9 protein-coding genes are annotated in these 13,354 nt (G+C 43.5%); 6 read left to right on the top strand and 3 right to left on the bottom strand.

From position 1 onward, the window contains the following. Window positions 1-42: 42 nt before the first annotated feature. On the bottom strand, window positions 43-1,569 hold the full coding sequence (bchB, locus tag ABF638_RS15905; protein WP_181930833.1) for a ferredoxin:protochlorophyllide reductase (ATP-dependent) subunit B: 1,527 nt from the start codon (window positions 1,567-1,569) through the stop codon (window positions 43-45). A 567-nt stretch (window positions 1,570-2,136) separates the two neighbouring features. Here bchB and ABF638_RS15900 point away from each other — a divergent pair. Next, window positions 2,137-2,829 (top strand): Uma2 family endonuclease, encoded by a 693-nt coding sequence (locus tag ABF638_RS15900; protein WP_435023743.1) that lies wholly within the window; start codon window positions 2,137-2,139, stop codon window positions 2,827-2,829. Window positions 2,830-3,205: 376 nt separating this feature from the next. On the opposite strand, the gene ABF638_RS15895 is transcribed toward ABF638_RS15900, so the two are convergent. Further along, the gene (locus ABF638_RS15895; protein WP_435023742.1) at window positions 3,206-4,288 is read right to left on the bottom strand and encodes a DUF6745 domain-containing protein; all 1,083 of its coding nucleotides are present in this window, start codon (window positions 4,286-4,288) and stop codon (window positions 3,206-3,208) included. Beyond that, a complete protein-coding gene (locus tag ABF638_RS15890) occupies window positions 4,275-4,568 on the bottom strand; it encodes a hypothetical protein (protein ID WP_435023741.1) in 294 nt (97 codons plus the stop codon). The genes ABF638_RS15895 and ABF638_RS15890 overlap by 14 nt, the downstream gene beginning before the upstream one ends. Before the next feature lie 503 nt (window positions 4,569-5,071). Here ABF638_RS15890 and topA point away from each other — a divergent pair. The 5 genes from topA to ABF638_RS15865 all read left to right on the top strand — a co-directional run bounded on the left by topA (window position 5,072) and on the right by ABF638_RS15865 (window position 12,912). After that, complete coding sequence (gene topA, locus ABF638_RS15885; protein ID WP_435023739.1) at window positions 5,072-7,723, top strand: type I DNA topoisomerase; 2,652 nt, start codon at window positions 5,072-5,074, stop codon at window positions 7,721-7,723. Between the two features lie 542 nt (window positions 7,724-8,265). Beyond that, window positions 8,266-8,406, top strand: a complete 141-nt coding sequence (locus ABF638_RS15880; protein ID WP_012410890.1) for a hypothetical protein — start codon at window positions 8,266-8,268, stop codon at window positions 8,404-8,406. Between the two features lie 7 nt (window positions 8,407-8,413). Continuing rightward, window positions 8,414-8,881 carry a type II 3-dehydroquinate dehydratase gene (gene aroQ, locus ABF638_RS15875; RefSeq protein ID WP_435023738.1) on the top strand — a complete coding sequence of 156 codons (468 nt, stop codon included), beginning with the start codon at window positions 8,414-8,416 and terminating at the stop codon, window positions 8,879-8,881. Window positions 8,882-8,973: 92 nt separating this feature from the next. Beyond that, the gene (locus tag ABF638_RS15870; protein ID WP_435023736.1) at window positions 8,974-9,918 is read left to right on the top strand and encodes an ADP-ribosylglycohydrolase family protein; all 945 of its coding nucleotides are present in this window, start codon (window positions 8,974-8,976) and stop codon (window positions 9,916-9,918) included. A 246-nt stretch (window positions 9,919-10,164) separates the two neighbouring features. Continuing rightward, entirely contained in the window at window positions 10,165-12,912 is a 2,748-nt protein-coding gene (locus ABF638_RS15865) for an HD family phosphohydrolase (protein ID WP_435023735.1), read from the top strand. Window positions 12,913-13,354 lie beyond the last annotated feature (442 nt).

Below are 13,354 nucleotides of genomic sequence, written 5' to 3'. Positions count from 1 at the left end.
TAAGATATGCCCTTTATTATTAAAAATCGCTAACTTGTTAACCTACGCCCCAACAGCTTCCTTCGCAGCGTACAACACCTCGGCATTGATTTCCTTGAAACCGCGATCGCGGGCAAATTTCTCAGTATTACGCTTCACTTTCCCGCGAACAAATCCCGGAATCTTATTCAATTCCGCTTGACCATCTTTTGTCCAATTCAAATCAGAATCAGCAGAAATTCCTCTAGTAATAACTTCTTTGGTATCATGACCACCGAAGATTTCTAATAGGTGATCTTCCATTCCCAAAGTGAAGGAATTGTAGATTAAATCTGTAATCTGATTTGTGCCTTCGTAACCCATAAATGGTTTGTAACCAATGGGGAAGTTTTGCACGTGGATTGGTGCAGCAATTACACCGCAGGGAATATCTAAGCGCTTACCAACGTGACGTTCCATTTGAGTACCGAAAATGGCAGAGGGTTCTACACGAGCGATCGCATCCCCAATTGCACCATGATCTTCGGAAATTAGCACTTCATCACAATACTCGCTCACCTGTTCGCGGAACCAATCGGCATCATATTTACAGTAAGTACCAGCCCAAACAACATGAATCCCCATTTCTCGCACCAAAATCTTAGTAATGGCGGCGGCGTGGGTATTGTCACCAAAGACCACAGCTTTTTTGCCAGTCAAGTTTTGACAGTCAATCGAACGGGAGAACCAAGCAGCCTGAGAGACATGGAGAGTTTGCTCATTGATGAAGTTTTCGTAGTCAACTTCTGCACCTTGAGCGTTAATTACCTGCTGAATCTTGCGAATACAACGGGCAGTTTCCACTACACCCATTGGAGTAATGTCTATATAAGGTGTGCCAAATTGTTCTTCCAGGTAACGGGCGGTAGTCAAACCGAGTTCACGGTAAGGCACCAGGTTAAACCAGGCTTGGGACATCTTTTTCAAGTCATTTACCGAAGCACCTTCAGGAATTAAGGTATTTACCTCAATTCCCAAATCAGCCATCAGCCGTTTCAGTTCGGTGCAGTCGTGATTGTTGTGGAAACCGAGGGTGGTAGTACCGATAATGTTAACCGAGGGCTTTGCTGTTTTGCCCTCTGGTAATTCGCCCCGTTTCCGAGCTTTTTCGATGTAGTATTGGACAATTTGATCCAGAGTGCGATCGGCGGCTTGCAGTTCGTTGTAGCGGTAGTGGTTTACATCCGCCAGCATTACGTCCCCTTTCGCTTCCAACTGCGCCCGTTCCACAAAGTTGTGTAGATCCTCTTGCAAAATACTGGAGGTGCAGGTGGGAGTTAACACAATCAAATCTGGGTGTTCCTCGGCATCCTTGCGGACGATGTTATCTACCACCTTCTCTTGGGAGCCGCGTGCTAAAACGTTGCGATCGACGACACTGGTTGTCACCGGAGTAAAATCCCTCTCCCGCGATAGCATGGAGCGCATGACGTTAAAGTAGTCATCGCCAATGGGAGCGTGCATGATCGCATGAACATTTTTGAAAGAACTAGCGATTCGCAGAGTGCCGATGTGGGCTGGGCCAGCATACATCCAGTAAGCTAATTTCATGTTTGTGTCTCCCTTTTCAACTCAAATAACTAAGTAAGTGGGCGTAAAAAAATATAAGATGGACTTCACCATCAACCCCTTCGGTGCGTATTTTACCGCCGTAGGCATCGCACAACTGCCGTTGACAGGGAAAGGGGAGTAGGATTAAAGCCAAGGAGAGATTGTTTGGAGAGAAGTCTTACATTTAATTCAGCCGATCTACTTATAAGTCTTTAATTATTAAATCGTTTCTGATTTTCTCAAACATACTGGCTGAAAAAAAATAAGGTTTGTTGCGGGTTTTCGGAGAGACGATATAGCTGAAATATAGTTACTGCTTGGGATACAGCTATCAATTTAAACAACATTACCTGTTTTTTTTGTAAAAAAATCTTAATATCTCAGTAAATTTGTTTATTAATTCTGAAGGTTTAAGTCCCCCGCTTCTAATAAGCAGCAGCTTTTGTGCCAGAGTCTAAACTACCGTTACAAAAATTAAGTACGAATTATTTTACTCTCTCCTTCCCTAGTCGGTTGCATTTTTACCTAATTCGCTAAGATGTACACAAGCTCATTTTCACAACAATTATGGTGAAAACACCCTCCCAGCCTTCGACAATTCCTCCTTTGGAAAATGGCGACAAACTCACCCGCTACGAATTTGAGCGTCGCTATAATGCCACCCCTAACCTGAAAAAAGCTGAATTAACCGAAGGGATTGTCTATATTATGCCTGCTGCTCTGCGTTTCCGAAGTCACGGTCAACCGCATGGTTGGATTTTGACATGGCTTGGTACTTACGAAGCTGCAACTCCTGGTGTAGCGTTGGGAGTTGAACCGACCGTCCGCTTAGACTTAGATAACGAACCTCAACCCGATGCTGTTCTGTTAATTCTACCGGAAGCAGGTGGTCAAACGCGGCTGAGTGAAGATGATTATATTGAAGGTGCGCCAGAGTTAGTTGTGGAAATTGCTGCTAGTAGTGCAGCTATCGATCTTCATGGCAAAAAACAGGCTTATCGTCGCAACGGTGTCAAAGAATATATTGTTTGGCAAGTTTTAGACCAAAAATTGACTTGGTTTTCTCTGGAACAGGGTGAATATCTAGAATTAGTACCTGACAATGAAGGCGTTTTGCGAAGTCGGGTATTTCCAGGGTTATGGTTAGCGGCGACAGAATTATTAGCAGGTAATATGCAGGGTGTCTTGAAGGTTTTACAAGCAGGTTTGCAGTCTGCTGAACATGGAGATTTTATCAAGAAATTAGGTAGCGATCGTTGAACAATTTCTAAATGGGGAAAGTCTCTTAGCTCGACTTTATCCATTTTTTGGCAACACTCAAGCTGACGCTGAAACCTTTGTCGGGCGGTAGTTTTACTTTTTTGATTTCACCGAGAATCAGTGACATCGAAAAAGCTTTTGCTAAAAAGCTAGGATTTTTGCCGTATCAAGAGAACCAAGCTCTGAATTTTGGATAAAGTCGAGCTTAGAGGTTGTTTGAAAAGTAGTTGGCTGTATCTTCGCACTTATTGATCCCCCCTAACCCCCCTTAAAAAAGGGGTAACCGGATCAAAGTCCCCCTTTTTAAGGGGGATTTAGGGGGATCTAAAAGAATTTGATACATCACTAAGAGCTATTGAAACATCCTCTTAAACAATTATGTTTGCACACCAAATTCCTCTGGATCTACACCCCAATTTACCCAGCGAATCGCTTCACGCGCTGAGTTGATATTCGGTGGAACTCGCAAGGCGTGAATAAAGCCTGTGCTAGGGCAAGCCATTTTTAATAAATAAATCGGTTCGATATCCACATTATTATCAATTTTTAATAGTGTATATTCTTGCCAATTATCTAATTCAATAGCTTGCAATTCTTCGCAAATTATAGCGTAACCGATACCCTCAATTAGTACTCGCCGTAGTTCGGTATTTTCCTCTGATAAAAGCCATTCAGCTTGCCATTGCTGCGGGTGGATTTTACCGTATTTTTCAGGCAAGGTTACGCCGTGGTAGGAGTAGAGGCTAAATCCATCAGCATACTTTATTGCGGGTTCACCTTCAGCGTGGAGGCGATTTTGATTGTCAAAAGATAATTTTTTAGGGCGATCGCATATCAAACAGAATCTTTCAAAAGGGAATATCATCCCTCCTAAAATCACTACTTCCTCTACCAATTTATAAATCGTATGGTTACATTTACAATTTATTTCTGAAATTAAAAAATCAAAAATCGCAGCAGTATATAACCAACCTAATGAAGAAATCGCTTTAGCTTCCACTTTTTTAGACCAAAGCTGCCAAACTATTTCAGATTGATTTAAGCCAAAAATTATATGTAATAAATTAAATGGATCTTCTCCAAAAAAATCTGTTTCTAGATTATCGTTATAAGCTAATAAGTGTTTTTCATAAAAAGAGGCGCTTGGCTGTAAAGATACTTGTATACTAAAGTTTTGTAGTTGAATTTTTACATAATCCTCTACAGAATCTACTAAATTACTTTCTAGCCGATTTTGAGATGAATTAAATAAGAGCATTTCGCTAATAGTCGCATTAGGGCTATTAGAAAATATAATTTCTGGAACTTTCTTTTCCAAAAGTGAGTACAAACTCTCAACAACTTCAGCCGCTTTTGCACGATTAATTCTCTCAGTTGAAAGTGCGATCGCTCTCCACTTGTCCCGATAAACTGGAATCAAAGCCTCTTGCTCAGACGTTAACTTTTCAATCAGCGACATAACGCCAACCTTCAGGCTCGTATTCTCGCTGAATTTTCACCATCCAGTCACCTTGGGGAATAGAAATAGCTTTATGCTCTTCATGAGCTAGCAATGCCGATTCTGAAAAAACACGTAAATAGAGTGTGCCATCTTTTTCAGATAATTCCGCTCTACCCTCAGTGATACGATGTTTATGACCCGTAACTTCGCCTTCTGCCAAAATTAAATGAGGTATTTTTTGTCCTTCAACCTGCTGCACAGGTAGTAAGATAACATCACCCTGACGAATTGGTTTCATGGTTTTGCTTTCTTGACATGGGTACAAATCCCACTTCGCTTTTGCTCTCAAGTTTGATTTAATTTTGGCACAAGCTCTATTAAAGTTGGGAATTGGGCATAAGGCATAGGGGATTGGGCATTGTGAAGAGGACAAGGAGAAAGACTTGTTACAAGTACTCACTCAAGTCCCCTTGTCCCCTTGTCTCCCTGTTCCTTGCTTTCTCATCTTCCATGCCCCATGCCCCATGCCCAATACCCAATTGGAATATTTTAAAAACTGTAGTCGCCAATTATGCGTTAGATAAGTTAAAGATTGAAATAGCTGGAAATTCAGACCCAGCGTACCCTCATTTATCCTCTGGGACAGACTGGGCCATAAGTTCAGCGGATTTTCTCCCAAGCAGGCAGTTTATGTGAGGATTAAATCAACGCCCTAAGCGTGACCTTTTATCTTGACAATTTGCAAAAGTTACCTCAATTTGACTGTTTGGCTTAGTAGCTCTTCTTTTTATTGAAATTTCCATGTCAACTCTCGTCATCGTCGAATCTCCAACCAAAGCTCGTACCATTCGCAACTACCTGCCAGCAGGCTATCGGGTGGAGGCGTCTATGGGTCATGTGCGTGACTTACCCCAGTCGGCTAGTGAAATTCCCGCTGCCGTCAAGGGGGAAACATGGGCGCAGCTAGGGGTAAATGTGGACGCCGACTTTGAACCGGTATATGTTGTCCCAAAAGACAAAAAGAAAATTGTCACCCAGCTGAAAGAAGCCCTCAAGGATGTAGATGAACTGATTCTGGCAACGGACGAAGACCGGGAAGGTGAAAGCATTAGTTGGCATTTATACCAATTGCTGAAGCCAAAAGTTCCCACTAAGCGAATGGTGTTTCACGAAATTACCCAAGAAGCGATCAAAAAAGCTCTGAAAAACTGCCGCAATATTGATGAGCAGTTGGTTCGCGCCCAAGAAACGCGGCGGATTTTAGATCGACTAGTGGGCTATACCTTGTCTCCTCTGCTATGGAAAAAAATCGCCTGGGGATTATCTGCTGGGCGAGTGCAATCTGTAGCCGTGCGACTTTTAGTCACTAGGGAACGCCAACGCCGCGCTTTCCATGAGGGTACGTACTGGGATTTGAAAGCCAGTTTGTCAAAGGAAAAAACCCCCTTTGCTGCCCAGTTGATCACATTGGGAGGAACCAAAATCGCTAACGGTAGCGATTTTGACGCCACGACCGGACAAATTACCGCAGGTCGCAATGTCTTGTTGCTCAACGAAGAACAAGCGGTAGCGCTCAAGGAACGCCTAACTGGGAAAACCTGGAATGTTAACGACATTGAGGAACGCCCAGTGACGCGCAAACCGTCGCCACCGTTCACTACCTCGACACTGCAACAAGAATCTAACCGGAAATTGCGCCTCTCAGCCCGTGACACAATGCGGGTTGCCCAGAATTTGTACGAGCAAGGGTATATTACCTATATGCGGACAGATTCGGTACATTTGTCAGATCAAGCGATCGCAGCTGCTCGGAGTTGTGTAGAAAAGCTCTACGGTCAACAATACCTCAGCCCCCAACCCCGGCAATACACCACCAAATCCAAAGGCGCACAAGAGGCGCACGAAGCAATTCGTCCAGCGGGTAGCACTTTCCGCACGCCCCAAGAAACTGCTTTGGGCGGTCGAGAACTTGCCGTTTATGATTTGATTTGGAAGCGGACAGTTGCCTGTCAAATGGCTGATTCCCGCCAAACTCAAATTACCGTGCAATTGCAAGTCGAGGATGCTGGATTCCGTTCTTCTGGCAAACGGATTGAATTTCCAGGATACTTACGTGCCTACGTCGAAGGTTCAGACGACCCAGAAGCAGCACTGGAAGACCAGGAAGTGATTTTGCCGAATCTGAAAGTGGGAGATCATCCAAATTGTACAGATTTAGAAGCAGTTGGGCACGAAACCCAACCGCCAGCTAGATACACCGAAGCTTCTTTGGTGAAAACCTTAGAAAGTGAAGGTATCGGTCGTCCCAGTACCTACGCCAGCATCATTGGCACGATCATCGATAAGGGTTATGCCCATTTGGTGACTAACGCTCTCATTCCCACCTTCACCGCTTTCGCCGTCACCGACTTGCTGGAAAAACATTTTCCAGACATCGTTGACCCCAGTTTTACCTCGAAGATGGAGCAAACCCTTGATGACATTGCCACAGGTGAAGCGAAATGGCTACCCTACTTGCAGCAATTTTATCTGGGAGAAAAAGGGCTAGAAACCCTGGTAAAAGAACGAGAAAGTCAGATTGATGCCACCAAAGCTAGGACTGTAGAACTGGAAAATCTAGATGCCAAAGTCCGCATTGGTAAATATGGCCCCTATATTGAAGTCGAAAATGGTGACGGAGTTATCACCGCTTCAATTCCCAAAGACCTGACGCCAGCTGATCTCGACCCCAAACAGGTAGAAGTATTGCTGCGGCAAAAAATCACTGGTCCTGACCAGGTAGGTCGCCATCCCGAAACTGGCGAACCGATTTATGTAAAAATTGGCGCTTATGGGCCTTATGTCCAATTAGGTGACAAAACCGACGAAAACCCTAAACCGAAACAAGCCTCCCTACTCAAAGGTGTCACCCCAGAAACCGTTACCCTGGAAATGGCTGTTGGTCTATTGGCACTACCCCGGACATTGGGAGTTCATCCAGTCACAGGCGGCAAAATCCAAGCAAGTTTGGGACGCTTTGGCCCTTATGTCGTTCATGACCAAGGTAAGGAGGGGAAAGACTACCGTTCCCTGAAAGCTGCTGATAATGTATTGGCAATTAGCTTAGAACGTGCATTGGAATTGTTATCCGAACCAAAAAAGGGACGCAGTTCCACCAACAGCAAGTCCAAGGCAGCCTTACGCGAATTAGGTACGCATCCAGAGGACGGGGAAACAATTAACATCTACGATGGCCCTTATGGCCCTTACATCAAGCATGGCAAAACTAATGTAAGTATCCCAGAAGGTCAAACAGTAGAAGATATAACCCTGGCTGAGGCACTGAACTTGTTAGCAGCTAAGGCATCGACTGGGAAATCGACTCGCAAAACGAGTAAATCAACGAGTTCCAAATCTAAGTCAACTGCTAAATCATCAACGACCACTGCGAAAAAAAAGGCGACAGAAGGCTAATTGTGAGTCAGGCAATTTTGGATTTTGGATTTGTTTCACTCACAAGAGGTTTTAGCATCGCTAGCATCTCGTAGAAAAGCGTTAGCGTTATCGGCAATCTAAAATCTCATTTTGGCACTCAAGAATTCAAAGTCCGACTCTTGACCAATATCACTAAGTTAAGATATAGCACTTGCCCTGACTGATTCTCAGTCTGAAGGTTGGGAACCAGTCAGGGAAACTCCACCAAAGGTAGCAACCTTCTCGGAATACATTCCCAGTCTTAAGACTAGGAACGAGGCAACACAAGCCTTTGGGCTTAACAAGAGTGCCATTCGACTCTTGACCCTTGATATCCATCCTTGATAGGATACAGTTCGGTAGGTTGCAAGTGTGATACTCTAAAAAGTAAGGGAAAACACAACGCTAAATTTTAGAAGTGGCTTATCTCCCAAATACGGGATTGTGTATCAGCCCGATTGGAAGCCAGAGGTGCGAAAATATACCATTTTCTGCGTACCTGTTAATCAAAATTGAGGTAGTATCTCAGGAGCGGTCAGTTCATGGACTATATAGAAAAGGTGCTGGAAAAGCTTAAGGAATTAGCTCGTAGGCTTATTGAGAGCCTATTAGGGCCAGAGGCTGAACCGGAACCGGAACTGATTCCGATTCCTGTAAACGATCGCTCGCGCCGCCGCCACTAAAATCACAGTGGTAAACTCGACGTTAAAACCCTTAAGCATTCTGGCATTGCATGGGCCAAACTTAAATTTGCTAGGACAGCGAGAACCAGGAATTTATGGTTCTTTGACACTAGCTGAAATTAACCGCCTGTTAGAAGAAGAAGCATTCAAGTTACAGGCGAAAGTTTTTCCTTTGCAGTCAAATCATGAAGGAATTTTAGTAGATACTATTCATGAGGCGTTAGGGCAATATCAAGGAATTTTGATTAATGCAGGGGCGTACACCCATACAAGTGTGGCATTGCGAGATGCGATCGCTGCTGTTAACTTGCCCACAGTAGAAGTGCATCTGAGCAATATTTACCGTCGGGAAGATTTTCGCCATCATTCTTACATCGCTCCAGTCGCGATTGGGCAAATAAGTGGTTTTGGCGTCCAAAGTTACTTGTTGGGCTTACAAGCTTTAGTAAATCATTTAAGAAAAGACGAAACGTAAAGAATGAAAAATGAATCGATTTTAGAGTTTAGATTTTGGATTAAATTCTTCAATCCAAAATCCAAAATCCAAAATCCAAAATCCAAAATTCTATGCGTTACTCTCCTATAAGTCGGTTTAAAGGTACTTTACTCGGAGCATTCCTGGGAGAAAGTTTAGCCTCTGGTAGTGAAATACAGTTTCAGGGTTACCTAGATTTAGGCAGAATGGCGGTTGTGGGTACCCAGAGTTTGATAGCATTGGGTAGATTAGATTTAGATGATTGGATAAGGCGTCAGCAACAAGAGTCTCCTCATTTACTAGAAACTGATGACATATCAATAAAAATAATTATTTCCACACTACCAGTAGCACTCTTTTTTCACGAAAATCCAATAAAGCTGCGACAAACCTTGTTGCGTGTGCTAAAAATCTGGGATGATGACCCAGTAGTAAGGGATGGAACACTAGCAGTAGGATATGCGATCGCTCTTGCCCTAACTGAAAAACTCGACCCCTTAACCCTTATCCCGCAAACGGTTTCTTTTCTCGGAGAAACACCGACATCAATACCAAAAAACTTATTAAGAGTCCAGAATTTATTACAACAAGGGGCTGGATTGTCAAGAGCGCAAGCTGAGTTTGCTAAGAAAGAAAAACTCAGTAACACTATTGCTATGGCGTTTTACTGCTTTTTAAGTACCTTGGAAGACTTTCGCCTTGCAGTTTTGCAGGCTATTGACAATGGCAATACTAAAATGCAAGATGCTACGCCTCTAATCTCACAGGCTACAGGTGCAATTACTGGTGCTTTATCAGGAGCATATAATGGTACAGGTGGAATTCCCGTAAATTGGCAAGTATTGCTCTTGCAGAGGAATTCTCCAGCATGGGGACTAACTAGCTTTTCTCAAATGTTAGAATTGACCGATGCATTTGTGGCGGTGTGGTCAGGAGTGTATGATCTTGCTCTAAATCCAACGGAGTTAACAGAGGAGGAATGTGAGGTGGCTCTGCTTTCAGTTTATGCAGCTCCTCGCGTTATTCGGTCGCGTTAATCTCAATTAACCAAATTAACAAGGGGCTTAAGTACCTTGTTAAAGGTAGGCAAACTTCTGCCATAGTGTACTAGTCTTATATACTAGAATTTTTCAGTAAACTCTCGGACTGATTCTGTAGGTAGCTATTGTGGTAAATCGGCAACAAAAAAGCCCAACCACCATAGTTGCAGCAGCCACAGAGAAAACTTCCCTGATGATTGTCCTTTTTTGAGCTATCAAAGTCGGCAATTGCAGGCAAAGATAATGAAAATGCAGCAATTTTTGCAGTTATTGACCCAGCAATTGACTAACTGGCGGCGACAGTACAAAGCACTACGCCGTAAGGGAAAGTTAATGAGAAGTCCCAAAAGCAAAAGCCATAGAAGGGAACTTATCAGGACTATGGCCACAAATGTATTCCTGTTTTTATCAAAAACCAATGAAAAAAGCGATCGCCGAAAACAAGAAAGAGCGCTCAGGTTAAAGGCAAAATCGGTCAAAACTAAGAGTGGTATTTATACAGTCGGTTTAGAATGGGTACATGAACAGCGTTCCTTGGTGATTTTAGCGATCGCTGTAGTGTCTCTCACAGGGGTTATTGGGTATAAATTATACAATCAAACTCAACTCCAAGTAGGAAGTCCCTCACCCCAGACATTTACAGCGCCCTACACAGCTAGCATCGAAGATCAGAAACAAACAGAAGCCGAGCGCAAAGCCATCAGTAAAAGCTCCTTACAAGTGTTGATGGTTAACGTGCGAATAAACGAACAAATCAAGGAAAAATTGCAACAATTTCTTGATGATGGCAACGAAATTCGCGCCGTTGCTGGAGCTTTTCCTTTTTTTGATCCTCTAGTTTTGTCCATCTCTATCCAGCATTACCTCCGCTCCTGTCCTAACTCAGAATGGCAAGCACTGCTATTGGCTCTAGAAAATAGTAAAAATCAGCAGAAGAAAGCAACAGGACAAACTACCACCTCATTCCGTTCATTATTGATAGCTGCTCCTAATCAAGAACGCCAGCCGCGCACAACACGACCTAAATCTGATTACCAGAGTCCAGAAGAGACACAGAGAGTTAATTTTTCTCAAAACACTAACTTTGCTCAAGCAAAAGCAGAGCTAGAATCTTACGGCGTCGCCACTTCTGAGAAAAACTTGTCTTTACTGATTGCCCAAATTTCCCAAGCCCGCCAAAAATTCACCCAAGCCACTACCAAACTTTTACAGTTGGAAAGTGTTAGCCCAGAAGCAGTATATGAGGAATCCCTCATTTTGGATTTGTCAGATGGTGAGTGGGAAAAAACACAAATCGGAATTTATCAGAGTATAGAGCGAATTCTTACCCAAGGTATCCCACTGGGACTACCACGAAATATCTTACAAGATGCGGTGAGCTTACAAGTGCAGACTTTTGTACCAGAATCCGCTGAACCTTTAGCAAGCAAACTGTTGTTAGCTGTACTCAAGCCGAATCTGCAAAATGATGAGGAACAAACGAGAGAAAACGCTCAAAAGGCTGCTGCGGGGATACCGCCGGTGATGGTGAAGGTACAGCGTGGTGAGGTGATTGTCAAAAAAGGAGAGCAGATTAGTGCATGGAACTTTGAGGTGCTGGAGCATTATCACCTAATTCGTCGTGAGGTAAAATGGCACGAGTTAGTGAAGTTAGCAGGCGTTATTGCGATCGCTATTGGCATTTTTGTCTGGGTAGAACGGCATATTGATTACGAATTGCGACAACGCGATCGCTTATTGGTGTTACTGCTGACTCTGAGTGTGCCAGGAGTGATCACACTAGGATTGCCATATACCACCTGGAGCGCCCTTGGTTTATTGTTGGGAAGTTTCTACGGCCCCACCTTGGGGTTGACAGTTGTCGGACTACTGTGGCCGATATTAGGCATTAGCTTGGATATGAGCAAGGCTGCCCTTTTAGCTGGTGTTGGGGGAGGAATATTAGGTAGTTACATTGCACAACGACTGCGATCGCGTGAAGAATTGGCATTATTGGGTATTGCGATCGCTTTAACTCAGGGCGGTATTTACCTGGCTGTTAAAATCTTAATTGGTCAAGCATTTGGTTCAACTTGGTATATCGTCCTCCGAGAAGCCGGATTATTTGCTTTATCCGGTTTCGGCTGGAGTGTTGTTGCTTTAGGGTTGAGTCCTTATCTAGAAAAAGTTTTTGATTTAGTTACCCCAATCCGCCTAGCAGAACTGGCGAACCCTAACCGCCCTTTATTAAAACGACTCGCTACTGAAACTCCCGGAACTTTTCAGCACACGCTGCTTGTCGCTACCCTTGCGGAAGCTGCTGCCAAAGAACTAGGCTGCAATGTTGAGTTAGTCAGGGCTGGAACATTATATCACGATATTGGTAAAATGCACGACCCTCTTGGCTTTATTGAAAATCAAATGGGGGGGCCGAATAAACATGATACAGAGATTAAAGACCCTTGGAAGAGTGCAGAAATTATCAAAAAGCACGTAACTGAAGGGTTGGTGATGGCGCGGAAACACCTTTTGCCGACAGCGATTCAAGCTTTTATTCCAGAGCATCAGGGAACGATGCTAATTGCCTATTTCCATCACCAAGCCCAGCAAATGGCTCAGGAAGATCCAAGTTTAACGGTAGACGACGCAGATTTCCGCTACGATGGCCCAATTCCCCAATCACGGGAAACTGGAATTGTGATGTTAGCAGATTCTTGCGAAGCGGCGCTGCGATCGCTCCAAGGGTCAGATTCAGGTAAGCGTCCCCTTCGCAGTGCGTCTCCCGCAAAAGAGGAAAAGCGATCAGTTAATGTCTCCACCGAACAAGCTTTAACAATGCTAAATAATATCCTGCGTGCCAAATGGCAAGATAATCAACTCGTTGATTCCGGCTTAACACGAGAAGAAATGTCACAAATTGCCCAGATATTTGTGGATGTTTGGCAGCAATTTCATCACAAACGGATTGCTTATCCAAAGTTGAAAGCTGGTAGTACTGCACGTAATTCGTAATGCGATCTCTCCGACTGGCTACACCTACGCATATCTGTTGGCGACCTAATTTAAAGGATGAAGCTGACAACCAATTATGTTAAAAAAAACAGTAACACGACCACGTAAAGAAGCATCTGTTGCTGTTTAATACCTAAGATTATTCGTACTTTTGCTAAGTCTCTGATTAACTCAGCCCTGCTGGGTCAAGTCGCTTCGCTCCAATTAAAAATTAAAAATTAAAGACAATTAGTGGGGGCTTGAAACCACCACTAATTGAAGACCGCTAAATTTTCAATTTAGCGGGGGCTTGAAACCCAGAATTAATTAATTCAAAATTATTTTCACTCTTCTCTTCATTTTGAATTTTGCATTTTGAATTCAAAAAAGGTCATTTTGTATGGCTTAGTCTAAGAGGATGTTTGAAAAGTTTCTCTCTGTAACTTTAGGCACTTTTGATCCC

Source organism: Nostoc sp. CALU 1950 (assembly GCF_051172895.1).
GTDB classification, from domain to species: Bacteria; Cyanobacteriota; Cyanobacteriia; order Cyanobacteriales; family Nostocaceae; genus Nostoc; species Nostoc edaphicum_A.
The sequence above is the reverse complement of the archived record's forward strand: the minus strand, read 5'-3'. Positions and strand labels throughout refer to the sequence as shown.